A 17,987-nucleotide genomic window follows, 5' to 3' on the forward strand; every position below is an offset into this window, starting at 1 on the left:
TGAGTGCTCGACAACGAGCGAAGCGAGTCAAGGCTCGGTAGAGCTTGCTCTACCGGTGGACCAAAAACATCTGCTCGCGGGCCGTTGGCCCGCTCGCAGGGAAACGCGCTCGCTTCGCTCGGCGTATGCTTACCGCCAGTGAGACAAGATTCGATACGTCGGATAACGGCAGACAGGAGAGCACGCGGACAAGCTACGACGTGGCTGCTGGCACTGTGTTGGGCAACGAATCGGCACTTCCGGTCGTCTTCGGCAGTGACAGGCCACTCGGCCGGGTCCAAGAGCGTTCCCTGGCGAGTCTCTTCGTTGGGGCCCGATCTGTCGTGACTGCAGCTAGTGACTACATTTTTGATAATCGGCGTGATAGCTGAACCTTGATGCGAACGAACCGAGTGGCGTCGGTCATCGCACTCGCTGGTGCCGGACTCGTCAGCTTTGCCGTGGTGCACTTTCTCACCCACGAGATATACACTGTGACCACCTGGCATATACTGAGTAATTTAGTCGTTGCTGGCGGTGCTGGCATCGGGCTGCTCTATGTCGCCTACTGGCTCTCGGATCAGTCATTTTCTACTGCCCGAAACGAGCGGATTCTCGCGTGGACGGGACTGGGGGCTGGCGTACTGCTGGCGATCTTTCTTCTCGTGCAACCGATGGCCCAGGAGACCGTCACCGACGAGGAGTTGGTTCACATCGTCCAGGTGTCCCTCGGTGTCGGGGGCTTGCTCGGGGCGGCTATCGGTTCCTTCGAGGCTCGCGCACTCTCCCGTGCCGAGGAGGTGACCCGCGTCGAATCCCGGCTTGCCGCACTCGAAGACGAGCGCGAGCGCTGGGCCGAACTCAACACCGTCTTTGGCCACTACGTCAACAATTCGGTGACGGTCATCGACTTCTGTCTGGCGGATCTCCGAGAACGCGTCACCGACGAGACGTCGCGCGAGCACGTCGAGAAGATCGCCGACCGCGTCGAGACCATCGCGACGGTCGCCGAACACGTCGATCGTCTCGGCCCAGCCCCCGAGTTCGACAGCGTCTCACCAGCCACTGAGCTGGCCAGCGTGAGCGAGCAGGCGAGCCACCTCGCCGAGATCGACGCGGACCTGTCGATGGAGATCCCCGAGGACGGACCGACGGTCGTGGGCGGTGCCTCGGTCGCCCAGGATCTCGCGTTGCTGTTGGAAGCCCTGGCCGAGATTGCAGCGCCAGATGGGCGCATCGAGTGTGCCTTCGAGGCCCAAAACGGGGCCGTTCTGGCCCGCTTTACTGCCAGGCCGGCGACCCTCCCGGCAGGTATCGAGGATGCGTTGTTCGAACCAGTCACGCGACAGAGTGGCCTCAAACTCTACTTTGCGGAGCGATCGATCGATTCCTATGGGGCTCTCAGCCTGGCTCGAAGCGACGATGATGCCGTCGCCTTCGAGATCCGATTCGAGTCGGCGTCGGACCACTGATCGCGTTCACATGTACGACCGGCGCCCTCCCGGTCACCCCGATTTGGCGAGTCCTCGTCGGTCGAGCACCATCGTCCCGCCCATGTACAAGACGCTGAGTGTCAGACCCCACACCAGATGGCTAAGCAGACCCCAGGGTGAGAGACTCGGGACGACCGCTGGAATCCCGACGAGTTCGAGCCAGAGTGGCATGACGATCCCCGAGGCAACCAGCCACAGGGTAAATGCCCAGCCCAATCCGGTCGCCAGACACCATCGCCAGTCCTCGGCGTACCCCTCCGGCACCGTCGCGAGTATTCCAGCGAACACGAGGCCGAAGACGACGCTGTGGAACTCGTGGGTAACCCACCCGACGAGTGCGTTCGTGTTGCCGTACAGCGCGCCGATGATCGGCACGACACCGGATGTCGCCTGTCCGACCAGTCCCATGGCGATCCCGGCGAGGATGGCCGCCCCCACTGCGATCCCCAGATCGGTCGTCGGGACGCCGTAGGCCCGGACATCGGTCCCACTTGCCTGGCCGGGACGCGTGTCGGTGTCGGCTCGCGGCGCTTCTACTTCGACGGTCGTCTCGCCGTTGGTCTCGGCACACGTGATGTTCCCGTCCAGGGTGTCGGTCACCAGCCGCACCACGTTGAGACCGAACCCGACCGACGGGTCGTCGTACTCGCCACTGGCACCACCTTCGAGAATGCGTCGTTGGGCCGGGGACAGTCCCTCGCCGTCGTCGGTGACTCGAAGTCGAGCGGTCCGAGCAGTCGATTCGACGGCGATCCTCACACGTGTCGTGGCCTCGTCGTCGGCTGCCCGCGCGAGTACGTGCTCGATCGCGCGTTCGAGCATCACGTTGCCCCAGACAGCGATCTCACCGTCAGGTCTGTCGGTCACCTCGATCTCGACGTCGGGATACTCCGCCTCGACGGATGCGATCGCTTCCTCCAGGGCCTGGGTGAGATCGATCGCATCGAGGTGTTTCTGGGCGTCGGCCGTCGATCGTGCGAGGTACTTGACGTCCTCGACGGTCCGCTGAATGGTGTCGGCCTGATCGCGGACGGTGCTGGCGACCTGTTGGTACAGTTGCGGATCGTCGCGATCGGCAACGACGCTCATCTGGCCGTCGATCGCCAGGACGGCGTTGAGCACCCGATCGCGCAGGCTCCGGTTGAGTACCGCCAGCCGGTCTGTCTGCTGGCGAAGGGCAATTCGTTGTTTGCGGTTCTCGGCCGCGTACAGGCCCGTCAGCGCGCCACCGATGGCCCCGCCGATGAGGAAATTCGACAGGTACGCTCCGGGGGTAACGCCCCCCATCTGGCCCATCTGATCGATCCCAGCGCCGACGATTGTCAGGACGACGAGTACGAGCATCGCGCCGGCACCGACGACCGTCCAGACCGCCGTCGTCCGGGCGTACTCGCGACCGACGGAGCCGATCGCGAGGGCGATTCCGAACGCCGACAGGCCGAGCCCGAGCGTCAACGGGAGTAGTCCCGCGACCACGAACCGCAGCGGGTCACCGTCGAGAGTCAATGTGACGGTGAAGCGAGTCAACGTGAACCCCAGCAGTGAGATGACCAAGCCACCGACGGACACGCGCCGGACGAGCGCGGAGACGGCGTGGTCCCGGTCCATTACGTCTCCCACGACCACCCCAGACATAACAGTTTGGCCACTGCCTGCCTCTGCGGTCGTCCCCGAGTAGTTCGGCTCGTTCCGATTGTGTATCGACTATCATCGAAGTTATCACGGTCCGGGAAGAGGGCTCACAGTGAAGTACAGTCGAACCCTGTGTTCTCGTATGAGATCCGACCGTCCCGGTGCTGTGGCGAGCAATCGGGCCACGCGCGTGTCCCGACGCGTGACAGCCCCCGGACCCCGGCCGGATCGTCCGGTTCCGACGGAACAATGCCGTGAGGGCGAGACAACAGAGCAAGGTGATAGTACATGTGTCTAGGCATCCCTGGAGAGATCGTCGAAATAAACGGAAACGAAGCGCGCGCCGAGTTCTGGGACGTCGAGAAGACGGTCCGGATCGACGTCGTCGATGAGGACGTCGCGGTGGGTGATCACATCCTCAATCACGCTGGCTTCGCCATCCGGAAGATCCCCGAAGAGGAAGTCGAGGAGACGATGGAGATCTACGAATCGTTCCTCGAAGGCGACGAAGACGAAGCCTTAGAAGAGATCGGCGCCAGCGACGGCCAACAGCTCGGGATCGAGGGTCGATAGATGGCGAGCACAGCCGACGATGGGGACGGGGAACTCCAGTTTCGCGACCCCGAGAAGGCAGAACAGCTGACCGAGGAACTCGAGTCACTGATGGACGACATCGGCGAGCCGGTCAACGTGATGCACGTCTGTGGCTCTCACGAACAGGCCATCGCGAAGTTCGGCCTGCGGTCGATCCTCCCCGACGATTTGACAGTGCGGATGGGGCCGGGCTGTCCGGTCTGTGTGACCAACATGCCCGAAGTCGACGAGGCCGTCGCTCTGGCCGAAGAGGGGAAGATCGTCGCCACCTACGGCGACATGTTCCGCGTGCCCGGCACGGAGAAGAGCCTCGCCGACGCCAAAGACGAAGGCGCAGACGTTCGGGTGGTTTACAGCGCCAGCGAGGCCGCCGAGATCGCCGCCGAGGAACCCGATCGCGAGGTCATCTTCTTCGCGACGGGCTTCGAGACGACTGCCGCCCCGACGGCGGCCGTTCTCACGGCCGATCCCCCCGAGAATTTCTCGGTGCTTTCGGCCCACAAGTACGTCCCGCCGGCAATGGAGATCGTCGCGGAAATGCCCGACACGGACGTCGATGGCTTCCTCGCGGCGGGCCACGCCGCCGTCATCACGGGCTATGGACTGTTCGAGGATTTCGTTTCCGAGTACGACACGCCGGCTGTCGTCGGCGGGTTCGAACCGATCGATATCCTGTTTGCACTCGCGCGCTTGCTCGAGTTCATCCGGGACGACGAAGCCGGTCTCGCAAACGCCTACCAGCGGTGTGTCACCGAGGACGGTAACGTCCCAGCCAAGGAGGCGATGTGGGAGGTCTTCGACACTACCAGCGGCGAGTGGCGTGGGATCGCCGAGATCCCCGACGCGAATCTCGTCATCAGCGACGACTACGCTCACTACGACGCCCGCGAACGCTTCGACATCGACGTCGATGCGGGTGCGTCCGATCCGCTGACCGAGGACTGCATTTGTGGGGATATCATGGCCGGGAAGGCCGATCCCGACGAGTGTGAGTTGTTCGGCGAGGAGTGTACACCCCAGGATCCCGTCGGGGCCTGTATGGTCTCCAGTGAGGGGACTTGCAAGATCTGGCTCGAATACGGCGGGCAACCGGATCTGTGAGGGACTCAGATGAGCAATAGCGACGACGACCGAACGGCCGACGAATCGAGCGGTGACGGCTACACGGGCGACGACGTGATCACTCACGCCCACGGGGCGGGCGGTGGGCAGATGACCGACTTGATCGAAGACATGGCCGTGTCCCGCTTTGCCGACAGCGAGGCAGATGTGGGGCTGGCAGCCTTAGACGACGGATCGGTCCAACCGATCGACGACGACCATTCGGTTGTCGTCACGACCGACAGCCACGTCGTCACGCCGCTGTTCTTCCGCGGCGGTGACATCGGCCGGCTGGCGATTTCGGGGACGGTCAACGACCTGGCGATGATGGGTGCGACCGACCCTCTGGCGCTGACGAGTTCGTTGATCATCGAGGCTGGCACGCCACAGTCGACCGTCGAGCGCGTCACCGAGTCGATGCGCGAGACCTGCGCGGAGGCCGGCGCGACCGTGACGACCGGCGATACGAAGGTGATGGGCAGCGACGAGATCGACACGCTCGCGATCAATACGACAGGCGTCGCCGTCGTCCCGACGGGGGGCCACGTCCCCGACGCTGGTCTCTCGGTCGGCGATAAACTCATCGTCTCGGGCACCATCGGCGATCACGGCATCTCCTTGCTGTCCGAACGCGAGGGCTTTGATTTCGGTGGCGGTCTCGCCAGCGACGTCCAGCCGGTCAACGATCTCGTCCGTGCTGCCATGGACGCCGGCGAGGTGACGGCGATGAAAGACCCGACGCGGGGTGGCCTCGCGACGGTGTTGAACGAGATGGCGGACAAGGCCGGTGTCGGGATCGATCTCGACGAGCCAGCAATCCCGGTTTCGGGACCTGTCTCCTCGGCGGGCGAGGTGCTCGGCATCGAGCCCTTCGACGTGGCCTGTGAGGGTGTCGTCGCCATGGGTGTCGCCAGTGACGATGCCGAAGCTGTTCTCGAAGCACTTCGGGACAACCCCAAAGGCGAAGACGCTGCGATCGTGGGCGAGGTCGTCGAGGAGCACACCGGCCAGGTCGTCCTCGATACTGGCTTTGGCCGCCGCTATCTGACGCCCCCGGAGGGTGAACAACTCCCACGGATCTGCTGACATGCACGAGTTCTCTATCGCGACGCAAGTACTCGATGCGGCCCGGGAAGCCGCGGCCGACCACGGCGCGGAGACGTTCGAGGGAATTACGGTCTCGGTCGGCGAGGCCAGCCACGTCAATCCGGACCAACTGGGGACGTGTCTCGACGCGGCGGCCGATTCGACGGTCGGCGAGGCCGATCTCGACATCGAGATCGAAACGGTGGCTCCCCACGCCGAATGTGACTGTGGCTGGAGTGGCGAACCGGAGACGGTCGACCGAGCGCTGGCCTACGCGCCCGATCTCACCTGTCCCGAGTGCGACCAGCGAATCGAACTCGCCGCCGGCAACGAGTGTAAACTAATGAGCGTCACGATTCCAGACACTGAACCGACAGCCGATCCCCCCGGTTCAAACGCGAGTAACTGAGTATGTATCACGAACGACGACAACCGTTCACCGACACGAATCCGATCGACCGACTGCTCGACCAACTGCTTGGCGACGCCGAGACACCTGGCCCCTGCAGGCCCATCGGATGGGTCATGGCGAAGGCGACCACGAACACGGCAACGGGGATGCAGAGGCCGACATCCTCGCCCAGTTTGAACAGCAGGCCGACGACCTCCACGATCGTGTCGTTCACGAGCACGGTATCTTCGTCGCGGAGTTTCTGGGTGCGACCGGCAGTGGCAAGACCCGACTCATCGAGCGCCTGATCGAGCGAGCGCCCGAGGACGAGGAAATCGGTGTGATCGTCGGCGACGTCGCCGGCGAGGACGATGCCACGCGCTTTCGGGAACTGGGCGTCTCTGTCGCAAACGTCAATACAGGCAAGGAGTGTCACCTCGATCCCTCGCTGGTCGAGGGCGCACTGGAAGACCTCGATCTCGATGCACTCGATACGCTGTATATCGAGAACGTCGGGAACATGGTCTGTCCGGCCGATTTCCCGCTGGGGGCGCAGGCTCGCGTGCTGGTGGTCTCAGCCACGGAAGGCGACGACGTGGTGCGGAAACATCCCCTCCTGTTCCAGGCCTGTGACGGTGCCGTAATCAACAAGGTCGACATCGCCGAGGCGGTCAACGCCGATCTGGGTCTGATGGAATCGGACGTCAACGAGATTGCGCCCGACATGCCGACCTTCCAGACGAGTGCCGAACACGGCGACGGCCTGGACGAACTGGCGACATTCCTCGACGAGCGTGGGCACGTCCACGACCACGATCACGAGGCCTACGTCGGTGAGACGGTTCACGGTCACACTCACGACCACGAGTAACCCGTCTACTGTAGCCCGACGATGACTATCGACTCCGCTTTCTGTTTCGCTCCGAACGATAGTGGCTACTCGGACGCCGTCGATCGGCGGCTACCGAGTGGCCCGACTTTCAGACCAAGCGCCACGATAGTCAGCACGACGGCCAGTCCGATCTGGAGTAGCATCGCAGTCCCGATCGAGGTCGCATCAGCGACGATCCCGACCGTCGCGGGCGCGATGAAAAAGCCCGTCTGGGCCGCGACGTTGGCCACGACGTTGATCGGGCCAGTAAAGGACGGACGAGACTCGATCCCCATCGAGATGAGCGTCGGGAACAGTCCGGAGACGAAAAAGCCGATCACGAACACGAGCCCTAATACGACGAGACCCTCCGCGAGTACGAGCATGGCGTACAGCGAGCCGACGAGGATGACCCCAACAGCGACCACCAGATCAGTGAATCGATAGCGTTCGGCCAGCCGACTGAACGCAAAGCGGCCGGGGACGTAGGCTGCCAGGTAGATCGAGAGTGTCAGGTTCGCAACGTCCCGGGAGAACAATTCAGTGGCGTAATACGGCAACCACTGGAAGAAGACGCTCTCGATGCTCCCGACGAACAGCAAGGCCAGGGCCATCCCGTAGATGCCGGGTTCGCCCAGCAAGTCCCGAACGTCGGCCAGCGAGAGGGACTGTTCGTTAGCCAGCGTTGCCGGCCGATCGAGTCCCCAGAGAATGACGAAGATCGGGACGAGTGGCAACGCGAGCACCAGGTACGTCAACTGCCACCCGGAGAGCCACAGCGCCGCCGTGACGAGCAGCGGTCCCGCCGTCGCGCCGATCGCCCACGCCATCGTGTGGAGACTGAAGATGCGAGCGCGCCTTTCGGGATAGAGATGACTCAGTACCGTCCGATCGAGTGACCGGAAGATCCCCGTCCCGAAACCTCGGAGGCCGATGAACGCGAGCAACAGCAGAAACGTCGGTGAGGCACCGATCAACAACGCTGCGGCGGCCGTCACTGCGATGCCGGCCAACAGGGCTCGCTTGATGTCGATCCGGCCACTGGCCGACCCGAAGACGACCATCGCAGCGACGAACCCGACAGTCCCCACGGGCGTGATTAACCCTAGGAACGTCTCGCTTGTCGTGAACGTCTCCTTCCACGTCGGCACTAGCGCCCCACGGGCCTGGATGAGGGCTCCGTCGAGCGTGACGAACGCGAACAATGCCAAAATCCAATATTTCTTATTGTTCTCTTTTTCATTGTTTGGTTCGAATTGGTTTCATCGGTTAAACGAACTGTATTGCCAGCCTTTGGAAGTTACTCCGCAAGCCGGCAATTTTCAGCGTGAAATCAGCCATCCTCGACCGGTCCGAGGCGAAGTCCAATCAAGACGATCGCAAGGAGGCCGGCGAGTCCAATCTGGACCAGCATCGCTTGCTGGATCGTCGAGCCTTCCGCGAGGAAGCCGATTGCCGCCGGAACCGTGAAGAACCCGACCTGGGTGGCGACGTTCGCGATCGCATTTACTGGGCCGGTATAGGCGGGATTCGACTCGATGCCCAGTGAAATCAGCGTCGGGTACAGTCCCGAGACCAGAAAGCCGATCGCGAAGATGAGCACGAGCAACTCCGGGCCGTCAGCCAGGACGAACGCCGCGTATAGCAACCCGGTCAACACCACAGTGACACCGACCAATAGATCCGTAAACCGGTAGCGTTCGCCCAGGCGACTGAACGCCAATCGGCCCGGAATATAGGAGACCAGATAGATCGATAGCGTGATGCTTGCGACCCCATCGGAGAACATCTCCCCGGCATAAGAGGGCAACCAGGTGAAAAAGGCACTCTCGATTCCGCCGACCAGGACGATCGCCGCGACCATTCCGTAGACGCTCGGATGGGCAAGCACCGAGCGCATGTCCGACAGCGCGAAGGACTTCTCGTTGACCGTTCCCGCCGGCGGTTCCAGCCGCCAGACTACGACGAGTACCGGCACGGTAAGAGCGGCGAGCACGAAGTACGTAAGTCGCCAGGAAAACTGCAACAGGACGGCCGTGACGAGCAACGGCCCGGTCGTTGCCCCGACCGCCCACGCCATCTCCTGGAGGGTGAAGATTCGGGCCCTGGAGTCGGGAAAGAGGTGACTGAGCGTCGGCCGATCCAGTGCTCTGAAGATCCCGATGCCGAAGCTCCGGACGCCGACCATGGCCAGCAACACGGTGAACGTCGGGGCAAGACCGATCAACACCAGGGCAATCGCCGTCAGGATACCACCGCCGAGCAGAAACTGCCGGAGATCGACCCGACCGCTGGCGGGGCCGAGCCACACCATCGCGGCGACGAACCCGACGGTCCCCACCGGTGTGACCAGGCCCAGCTGGCCCTTGCTCACGCCGAAGTACCCTTCGAATGTGGGGATGAGTGCCCCGCGGGCCTGGATCATCGCGCCCCCGAGGCCGACGAAGGCGAAAATCGCGACGAGCCAATATTTTCGATTATCTATTTCATCCACTCTACATCTAATTGTGGGCTCGTGGAGTTAAACGTACTGAACTATCGTCAGGACCGGCCGTGGGGTGTCACGCTTTGGGGGCGAAGACGTTGGTCGGCACATTCAACAGGCCGGACCGCCCTCTACGAGCCAATGACCGATCGAAGCCGAGCGACCGTTTCAGTGACTGGCGTCGTCCAGGGGGTCGGCTTTCGGCCCTTCGTCTACCGGACGGCAACTGATGCGGGTCTCGCCGGTCGGGTGAAAAACACCGGCGACGGCCGGGTCGATATCGTCCTCGAAGGCTCGGCCGCTGCCATCGAGTCGTTCCTCACGACGCTCCGGCAGGATCCGCCACCGCTGGCCCGGGTCGAGACTATCACTGTCGAGCGTGACGATCCAACGGGTCTTGAAGGCTTCGAGATCGTCACCTCGACGGATTCGACGGGCGGCTCGGGCACGATTCCGCCGGACACGGCGATGTGTGACGCCTGCCTCGATGACCTCCGGGATCCGGACTCGCGATTTCACGACTACTGGGCGACGGCCTGTGTCGACTGTGGGCCGCGATATACGGTCATTCGCGAACTGCCCTACGATCGCCCGCGGACCTCGATGGACGCGTTCCCGTTGTGTGGCGACTGTCGCGACGACTACGAGGACCCCAGCGACCGCCGGTATCACGCCCAGACGATCGCCTGTCCCGCGTGTGGTCCGTCGCTGTCGCTGCTTGCCGACGATGGGACCCGATTGGCAGCCGGCGAGGATGCGATCGCCCGAGCCGGCGAGGCACTCCGTGACGGCGATCTGGTCGCGATCAAGGGGATCGGCGGCACGCATCTGGTCTGTGACGCGAGTGATCCCGCCGTCGTCGCGGACCTCCGTGAGCGGACGGGTCGCCCCGAGAAGCCGTTTGCGCTGATGGCTCCCGATCTGGAGACGATTGACACGTTCGCTCGCGTCTCGGGGGCCGAACGCGAGGCTCTGCGGGATACTCGGCGGCCGATCTTGCTGCTCGACGGCGTGGCCGACGGGCGGCCCGACTGGTTCGCTGCGGTCTCGCCCGGGCTGCACACCGTTGGCGTGATGTTGCCCTACGCTGGGCTCCACCACCGACTCTTCGATCACGTTGCGGGACCTCTCGTGATGACTAGCGCCAACATGCCCGGTGTCCCAATGGCAACCGACCGGGAATCGATCCTGGCCGATCTGGCGGGAGTGATCGACGCTACCCTGGTCCACGACCGGGAGATCGTGATGCGGTGTGACGACAGTGTTGCTCGCTTCTCGGGCGGACAACGCCGCTTCGTCCGTCGGTCCCGCGGGTGGGTCCCGGAGTCGCTCCCCCTCCCTGCCGATACTGACCGTGACGTCCTCGCCCTCGGAGCCGAATTCGACGCGACCGTCGCCCTGACCCAGGGCGGCGACGTGATCCCCTCCCAGTACGTCGGCGACGTCGACAACCCCGAGACGGTCGAGTACCTCCGGGAAACGGTCGCTCATCTCCGGGACCTGCTCGGCACCGATCCCGACGTCGTGGCCTGTGACGCCCACCCGGACTTTCTGACGACAAGGGAAGCCAAGGCCTACGTCGACGACGAGGGCCTCGCGGGGCCGATTCGCGTCCAGCACCACCACGCCCACGCCGCCTCGCTGCTGGCCGAACACGAACGCGACCGGGCGGTCGTGATCGCCGCCGACGGGACGGGCTACGGACTGGATGGCTCGATCTGGGGCGGGGAAGTACTCGACGCAACGCTCACAGACTACGAGCGTGCTGGTGGTCTCTCGACGTTCGAGCTCCCCGGCGGGACGGCCGCGATCGAGCGCCCGGCACGCATCTTGGCGAGTCTCCTTGAGGACGACGAGCGGATCGACGAACTGCTGGTCGAACGGGATGGCGTCGATAGCGAGCGCGACGCCACGACGGTTCGCCAGCAACTCGAGCAGGGTATCAACACGCCCACGACGAGCAGTGCGGGCCGATTGCTGGATGCGGTGAGTGCGCTCCTGGGCGTTTGTACCGAACGCTCCTACGAGGGCCAACCGGCGATGAAACTCGAAGCGACTGGGGTCGAGGGAGACGTGCTCGACTACGATATTCCATACGTGAGTCGGGACGGCGACCGAGTACTGGATAGCAGTCAACTCCTCTGTGATCTGGCTGCGATGACTGGCGATCACGCTACGGCGGATCTGGCCGCGACAGCCCAGTGGGCGCTGGCCCAGGGGCTGGCCGATGTGGCTGTCGAGGTTGCCGAGTCACGGGGCGTCGAGACGGTTGGGTTCACTGGCGGCGTGGCGTACAACGACGCGATCACCCGAGCGGTACGGGATCGAGTCCGAGAAGCCGGCCTGGAATGGCTCGGCCACGATCGCGTACCGCCGGGGGACGGCGGGATCGCCTACGGACAGGTTGTGGTAGCAGCCACCCGGGACGGTACACAGTGACCCTCAGCGATCGACTTCGCCCATGATCGTATCGAGGCTCCCAAGCGTGGCGATGAAGTCGGCGAGGTATTCGCCTTCGGCCATCTCCGGGATGGCCTGCAGATTCGAGAAGGAGGGGCCGCGGATCTTGAACCGCGCTGGTTTGTCCGTGCCGTCGCTCCGGATGTAGATTCCGAGTTCGCCTTTGGCCGCTTCGACCGCCTGGTAGGTCTCGGTGTCGGGGTCGGGCCGTAGGGTACGGGGGACGTTCGACTGGATCTGCCGGTCATCTTCGGGCCAGTCTGCGAGGATATCGACACACTGCTCGACGATTTTCGCGGACTCCTCGATCTCGCGCATACGAACCAGCAGCCGGGCGTAGTTGTCACAGCCGTCCTCGATGACGACTGACCAGTCGAGCTCGTCGTAGTAGCCGTATGGATCGTCGCGCCGGAGGTCGTAGTCGATGCCCGACCCGCGGGCGACTGGCCCAGTGACGCCGTAGGATTTGGCCACGTCGGGATCGAGGTGGCCGGTGTCCAGCGTCCGAAGTTGCAGGATCTCGTTGGCGCTGAGCAGGTCGTGATACTCGGCCAGCCGGTCGGGCAAGAAATCGAGGAACTCCCGGACCTTTTCGAGGAACGCTTCGCGTGGCTGGGGCAGATCCCACGCGACCCCGCCCAACCGGAAGTAGTTGAACATGAGCCGCTGGCCGGTCAGGTCTTCGAGTAGGCTCTGGACTCGCTCCCGATCCTGAATCGCGTACATGAACGTCGCGGTGAAGTCCCCGACCACGTCCAGGGCATAGGCCCCGACAGCGAGGAAGTGACTGAGCATTCGCGAGAGTTCCCCGCTCATCGTCCGAACGACCTGGGCGTACTCCGGAACCTCGATGTCCGCCAGGTCCTCGGCGGCACGGGCGTAGGCCCACTCGTTGAGCAATCCGCCGCCGCCCCAGTCCCAGCGATCGGGGTAGGGCATGATCTGATGGCGGTAGGTGCCTTGCTCGCACATCTGCTCCTCACAGCGATGGATGTAGCCGATATCCGGCTCGGCGTCGACGACCTGCTCACCGTCCAAGGTAACCTGAACGTGGAGGACGCCGTGGGTCGCCGGGTGGTGGGGCCCGATGTTGAGCAACATCGTGTCGCTGCTTCGCTCGTGATCGTTCTGGATCGGATTGACGTTCTCCCGATAGGTGACGACCTGAGATTGCGTCTGGTCGTAGTCGTCTCTGAGTGGATGGCCCTGCCAGGTGTCGGGCAAGAGGATGCGACGAAGATCGGGATGCTCGTCGTATTCGATCCCCAGGAGGTCGTAGGCCTCTCGCTCGTGCCAGTCGGCCGTCTCGTAGACGGCGGCCGCCGATTCGCTTGCCGGCTCGTCGCTGCTGGTCGGGACGACGACGCTCAGCTCGCGGGTTGGGTCGTCGTAGCTCCGAAGGTGATAGATCGTCTCGAAGCGGTCGGTGTACTCCTGGCCGGTGACGCAGGCACAGTGATCGAAGCCCGCCCGATCACGAAGGGTTTCGAGGATGGCGGCCACGGCGTCGGCCCGGACGACGATCCCGGGGGCGTTGCTGTGGGTCTCGCGGCTGACCACTCCGTCTAGTTCGGCGACGATAGACTCCCAGTCTCCCGATCGCTCGCGACCAGTCCGCGTGACAGCACCCATGCCCTGGGTGAAGTGGACCCTGGCAAAGCTGGTTTTGCCGAATTCACTAGTGCTTTGAAGTGCAGGTGGCAACGATCCCTTGTGAAATCTCTCGCGGTGACGTTCACGGAACCGCCCGACTGGCGGAACCCGATGCACACGTTCATCGCGGAAGCGTCGAGGTTCGAGCAGGCGGAACTGTTGATCTGGAACTTCTCGCGGAGTGAACTTGACGTCCTCCTCTTTCGCGTTGCCGGGCCGATCGAGCCCTACCGGGAGGCGATCGAGGACGCACAGTTCGTCACCGAGTACGATCTGACGCCGATCGACGACGATTCGTTCTACGCGTACGTCGAACACGAAACGCGCGACGTCGATCGACGATTGCGCGATACCTTCGAAGGCAAACACGTCGTGTTGGTCCCGCCAGTGGTCTACGACGCCGACGGCACCACGCGGTTGCGGATCGTGGGCCGAGCCGATGCCCTCGAAGCGGTGGTCGAGACGGTCCCGGACGCGATCGACGTGACGGTCGAGTCGATCGGCGAATATCGTGGGCCATCCCAGGGGATCCTCGATCTCACGGATCGTCAGCGTGAGGTTGCCCGAACAGCTGTCGAGATGGGATATTACGACGTCCCACGAGACGCGTCAGTGGCCGATGTCGCCGCACGACTTGACTGTGCAGCCAGCACTGTCTCGGACCACCTTCGGAAGGCCGAACGCGCGGTGATGGCCGGCGTGTTCGAGTGATCACTCCCGCTTGACGCCCGGGTTCGACACCGCGCCGTTGGCCGCCGAGTCGAAGTCCCGGTGGTATTTCGCCAGTACGCCATTGTCGTAGGTCGGTTCGGGGTCGTCGCGGTCCGCAAGACGGCGCTCGATCTCGTCGTCGCTGAGATCGACATCGAGCGTGCGCTCTGGAATGTCCACCGTCACGGTGTCGCCGTCTTCGAGCGCGCCGATCGGCCCGCCGACGAAACTCTCGGGGGCGACGTGGCCGATCATCGGGCCGCGCGTCCCGCCGGAGAAGCGGCCGTCAGTGAGGAGGGCCACGTCGTCCTCGTGACCCTGGCCGACGACGGCAGCCGTCACACCGAGCATCTCCCGCATTCCCGGTCCGCCCTTCGGTCCCTCGCCGCGAATGACGATTACGTCGCCGGATTCGATGCGGTCCTCCTGGACGTACTCCATGGCGTCCTCCTCGTCCTCGAAGATCCTGGCCGGACCCTGGTGGTAGAACTCGTCGTTGCCCGTTGCCTTCAGCACTGCGCCGTCTGGGGCGAGATTGCCCGTGAGAATCTTGATCGCACCCTCGGGTTCCTTGGGGTCGTCAATCGAGTAGAGGAAGTCGGCGTCGATCTCGCTTTCGGGCGGGAGTCGACCGGCCTCCTCCAGATATTCGATCTCCTCGGCTAGCGTCCGGCCGGTGATCGTCATCGCGTCACCGTGGAGGAGGCCAGCTTCGAGCAGCCGGCGAATTACGACCGGCAAGCCCCCGATCTCGTGGAGGTCGTTCATCACTTTCTCGCCGCCGGGCTGGAGGTCGGCGATTTTGGGCGTCCGTCGGCTGATCTCGTCGAAATCCTCGATATCCAATTCGACGCCCGCTTCGGCGGCCATCGCCAGCAAGTGGAGGACGGCGTTGGTCGACCCGCCGATGGCTGTCTGGAGGGCAATGGCGTTCTCGAAGGACTTCCGCGAGAGGATGTCGGAGGGCCGACGGCGCTCCTCGATGACTTCGACGGCGAGTTCACCCGTCTCGCGGGCGACGTCGTAGCGTGACTCTTCTTCAGCAGGTGGGGACGCACTGCCAAGCGGTGCCAGCCCGATGACCTCCGAGATCGAGGCCATCGTGTTGGCGGTGAACATCCCACCGCAGGCCCCCGCGCCGGGGCAGGCGTTGCGTTCGAGTTCGTCGAGTTCCTCGTCGTCCATGTCGCCGGTCGCGTGGGCACCCACGCCCTCGAAGACCTGGACGATGGTGACGTCCCGGCCGTCGTGCTCGCCGGGCATGATCGATCCGCCATAGAGGAAGACACTCGGCAGATCCGTCCGAATCATCGCCATCATCATCCCCGGCATGTTCTTGTCACAGCCGCCGATCGTGACCAGGCCGTCGACGCGCTCGCCGAAGGAGACGAGTTCGACGGAATCAGCGATGACTTCCCGGGAGATCAGGGAAGCCTTCATCCCCTCGGTGCCCATGGAGATGGCATCGGAAATCGTGATCGTCCCGAATTCGACGGGCATCCCGCCCGCCTCGTCGGTTCCATTCCAGGCCGTCTCGGCCACGTCGTCGAGATGGACGTTACAGGGCGTGATATCGGCAGCGGGGTTGGCGATGCCGACCAGCGGCGAGTCGAAGTCGGCGTCGTCGTAGCCCATCGCGCGGAACATCGCCCGGTGGGGAGCCTTGTCCGGCCCCTCGGTAACGTCTGTGCTCGGAAGGCCCGCGTCTTTGTCGCGGGAGAACCTGTCGTCGTTGGACATGCACAAAGGGAGCCCCGGAGCGAGTAAAAAGGGCCCGGTGGGGCCGATTGTTTCCGAGTCCGAGCGCAGATGGGGTTACGAGCGTCCCGAAATCGGGGAGTGGGTCGGATCAGGACAGCGCAAACGGCTGCCAGCCGCTGGGTTGCTCGGGCAGTCCGCGAACACGCACTTCTCCGTCGATGCCGTCCTCCTCACCCTCGTATTCTCGCACTTCGATCCGGCCGTCGGTAACCTGGCCGAGGGTGTTGACGGTGCGTTCGTCGTGGGTCGTCGGGTCGATCGCGAAGACGCCGAGGCCGCCCGCGCTGTCGATACGCCCCGAGAGGGTCTGGGCGAACCGGAACAGTTTCCGCAGGTCGACGTACATGGCGAGCGACGAGAGGCTGATGAGTCCTGTTCGGACGCGCCCGTCGGCGGCGTCGGCGTACAGCGATTCGTACAGTGCGGAGAACTTCATCCCGATCCCGGTCAGGTCGCTCTGGGTCGAGACGTATTTGAGCGCAGCGTCGGTCTCGTTTGGCTTTGGCTCCTGGCCACTACAGTCGATGATACCCATCAGCGAGGTGTCCAGGGCCGGGTCTGTCCGTCGACACGCCGTGAGGAGCTTCTCGCTGGTCTTGTTCGTCGAGATAAACAGCGACGCCTCGTCGTCCTCGGCCGCCTGCAAGACGAGCGATCTGACGAGTGACTCGGCCGGGCTGAGTGCTGGCCCCGCAACGAGCACCGTCGAGCCCGGGTCGATCGGCTCGATGGGCAACTGCTCGCCGAACCCGTAGCCGTCGGGATCGCCACTCATCGGTCCACCTCCGCGGGATCCTCGGCCGCATCGAGTCGAGCGTGACACTCGATCAGGTCCATCGCTAGGGTTGCCAACTCCGTGAGATACGCCTCGTCGGCCGCGGTGAACGATCGGGGTTCGTCGTCGTAGACACACAGTGGGCCGATGACGAGGCCACGTTTCGTGACGAGATTTGCACCCATGTACGCCCGGATGCCGAGGTCGACCAGCGCGTCCGCTCGGGACTGGAATCGGGGATCTTCGGTCACGTCTTCGACGGTCATCACGCCGTCGTCTTCGAGGATCGTGAACGTACAGATCGAGTCTTCCCGATCCATCCGCTCCCACTCGGCGGCGTCCCCGTAACACGCCAGAAACTCCTGGCTGTGTTCGGTGATGAGGTTGATCGAAGCCTGCTCGACCTCGAAGTGGGTGGCCGCCAGGTCGGTGATTCGATCGAGCGCTTCGATGAGTGCCTCGTTCTCCAGATCGTAGGATCGAAGGGCTGCAAGGCGATCGGCCTCGTTCTGTGGCACAGGATAGGATCCCTGGGGCCTGGATGCGATCGTCGTCCGCACCAGATCCGCCAGGCGCTCGCTCCCAAAGACCGATCCTTTCCCGACGTACTCGGTGATCGTCCCCCGGAGTGCCGTCGTGTCGAGGGTCCCCGGATCGGTTTCGGTATAGAGGACCGTCCCGGCGTCGGGACAGATATCTCCAGCCGCGGTGACGATATCGAAGCCCGTCCCGTCGGGCAGCTCGTACTCGGTGACGATCGCGTCGGTGTCCGTCCCGAGAGCAGCCTCGGCGTCGGCCACCGTCCCGACCCCTTCGATGCCAACTTCGAGGTCGGTCAGTGCCGACCGGAGGGTGTCGACGGTCTCCGCCCGGGCGTCCGTGTCGCCGTCCACACAGAGGATCCGATGTGGCATTGGCTACACTGTCGACGCCGTGGGGCATGTACCTACTGGCCTGGCTATCAGCGGCGAAAACGGAATGGCCCGCTCGTCTCC

Annotated in this window: 15 protein-coding genes; 8 read left to right on the forward strand and 7 right to left on the reverse strand. The window is 63.9% G+C overall.

The genetic code is table 11. The features are described 5' to 3' along the window. Nucleotides 1-377: 377 nt before the first annotated feature. On the forward strand, nucleotides 378-1,451 hold the full coding sequence (locus tag Hrd1104_RS01195; protein ID WP_154551032.1) for a hypothetical protein: 1,074 nt from the start codon (nucleotides 378-380) through the stop codon (nucleotides 1,449-1,451). Between the two features lie 33 nt (nucleotides 1,452-1,484). Here the strand turns inward: Hrd1104_RS01195 and Hrd1104_RS01200 are convergent, their stop codons facing one another. Then, nucleotides 1,485-3,080, reverse strand: a complete 1,596-nt coding sequence (locus Hrd1104_RS01200) for a sensor histidine kinase KdpD (RefSeq protein WP_195837607.1) — start codon at nucleotides 3,078-3,080, stop codon at nucleotides 1,485-1,487. Between the two features lie 312 nt (nucleotides 3,081-3,392). On the opposite strand from Hrd1104_RS01200, the gene Hrd1104_RS01205 reads away from it, so the two are divergent. The 5 genes from Hrd1104_RS01205 (at nucleotide 3,393) to hypB (ending at nucleotide 7,147) form a co-directional block, all read left to right on the forward strand. Next, complete coding sequence (locus Hrd1104_RS01205) at nucleotides 3,393-3,677, forward strand: HypC/HybG/HupF family hydrogenase formation chaperone (protein WP_154551034.1); 285 nt, start codon at nucleotides 3,393-3,395, stop codon at nucleotides 3,675-3,677. Beyond that, nucleotides 3,678-4,799 (forward strand): hydrogenase formation protein HypD, encoded by a 1,122-nt coding sequence (gene hypD, locus Hrd1104_RS01210; RefSeq protein ID WP_154551035.1) that lies wholly within the window; start codon nucleotides 3,678-3,680, stop codon nucleotides 4,797-4,799. It begins immediately after the preceding gene. Between the two features lie 9 nt (nucleotides 4,800-4,808). Continuing rightward, complete coding sequence (hypE, locus tag Hrd1104_RS01215; protein ID WP_154551036.1) at nucleotides 4,809-5,885, forward strand: hydrogenase expression/formation protein HypE; 1,077 nt, start codon at nucleotides 4,809-4,811, stop codon at nucleotides 5,883-5,885. 1 nt (nucleotide 5,886) lies between these two features. Beyond that, nucleotides 5,887-6,294 carry a hydrogenase maturation nickel metallochaperone HypA gene (locus tag Hrd1104_RS01220; protein ID WP_154551037.1) on the forward strand — a complete coding sequence of 136 codons (408 nt, stop codon included), beginning with the start codon at nucleotides 5,887-5,889 and terminating at the stop codon, nucleotides 6,292-6,294. Between the two features lie 109 nt (nucleotides 6,295-6,403). Continuing rightward, nucleotides 6,404-7,147 (forward strand): hydrogenase nickel incorporation protein HypB, encoded by a 744-nt coding sequence (gene hypB, locus Hrd1104_RS01225; RefSeq protein ID WP_229770504.1) that lies wholly within the window; start codon nucleotides 6,404-6,406, stop codon nucleotides 7,145-7,147. A 65-nt stretch (nucleotides 7,148-7,212) separates the two neighbouring features. Here the strand turns inward: hypB and Hrd1104_RS01230 are convergent, their stop codons facing one another. Both Hrd1104_RS01230 and Hrd1104_RS01235 read right to left on the reverse strand, forming a co-directional pair. Then, entirely contained in the window at nucleotides 7,213-8,358 is a 1,146-nt protein-coding gene (locus Hrd1104_RS01230) for a sugar MFS transporter (RefSeq protein ID WP_229770505.1), read from the reverse strand. A 122-nt stretch (nucleotides 8,359-8,480) separates the two neighbouring features. Further along, nucleotides 8,481-9,641 (reverse strand): sugar MFS transporter, encoded by a 1,161-nt coding sequence (locus Hrd1104_RS01235; RefSeq protein ID WP_154551039.1) that lies wholly within the window; start codon nucleotides 9,639-9,641, stop codon nucleotides 8,481-8,483. Between the two features lie 132 nt (nucleotides 9,642-9,773). Here Hrd1104_RS01235 and hypF point away from each other — a divergent pair, with 132 nt between their 5' ends. Then, nucleotides 9,774-12,071 (forward strand): carbamoyltransferase HypF, encoded by a 2,298-nt coding sequence (gene hypF, locus Hrd1104_RS01240; protein WP_154551040.1) that lies wholly within the window; start codon nucleotides 9,774-9,776, stop codon nucleotides 12,069-12,071. 3 nt (nucleotides 12,072-12,074) lie between these two features. Here the strand turns inward: hypF and Hrd1104_RS01245 are convergent, their stop codons facing one another. After that, complete coding sequence (locus Hrd1104_RS01245; RefSeq protein WP_154551041.1) at nucleotides 12,075-13,724, reverse strand: NADH-quinone oxidoreductase subunit D; 1,650 nt, start codon at nucleotides 13,722-13,724, stop codon at nucleotides 12,075-12,077. Between the two features lie 81 nt (nucleotides 13,725-13,805). Between Hrd1104_RS01245 and Hrd1104_RS01250 the strand changes: the two genes are divergently transcribed. After that, nucleotides 13,806-14,456, forward strand: coding sequence for a helix-turn-helix domain-containing protein (locus tag Hrd1104_RS01250; protein WP_154551042.1), 651 nt, complete (start codon nucleotides 13,806-13,808; stop codon nucleotides 14,454-14,456). On the opposite strand, the gene ilvD is transcribed toward Hrd1104_RS01250, so the two are convergent. From ilvD to Hrd1104_RS01265, 3 genes are all read right to left on the reverse strand, one after another. Further along, nucleotides 14,457-16,196 (reverse strand): dihydroxy-acid dehydratase, encoded by a 1,740-nt coding sequence (gene ilvD, locus Hrd1104_RS01255; RefSeq protein ID WP_154551043.1) that lies wholly within the window; start codon nucleotides 16,194-16,196, stop codon nucleotides 14,457-14,459. It lies immediately after the preceding gene. Between the two features lie 109 nt (nucleotides 16,197-16,305). Next, nucleotides 16,306-16,992: a hypothetical protein gene (locus tag Hrd1104_RS01260; RefSeq protein ID WP_154551044.1), complete on the reverse strand. Its 687-nt coding sequence runs from the start codon at nucleotides 16,990-16,992 to the stop codon at nucleotides 16,306-16,308. Then, entirely contained in the window at nucleotides 16,989-17,906 is a 918-nt protein-coding gene (locus Hrd1104_RS01265) for a GAF domain-containing protein (RefSeq protein ID WP_154551045.1), read from the reverse strand. Before Hrd1104_RS01265 ends, Hrd1104_RS01260 begins: the two co-directional genes overlap by 4 nt. Nucleotides 17,907-17,987: the final 81 nt, after the last annotated feature.

This window comes from Halorhabdus sp. CBA1104 (assembly GCF_009690625.1).
Classification (GTDB): domain Archaea; phylum Halobacteriota; class Halobacteria; order Halobacteriales; family Haloarculaceae; genus Halorhabdus.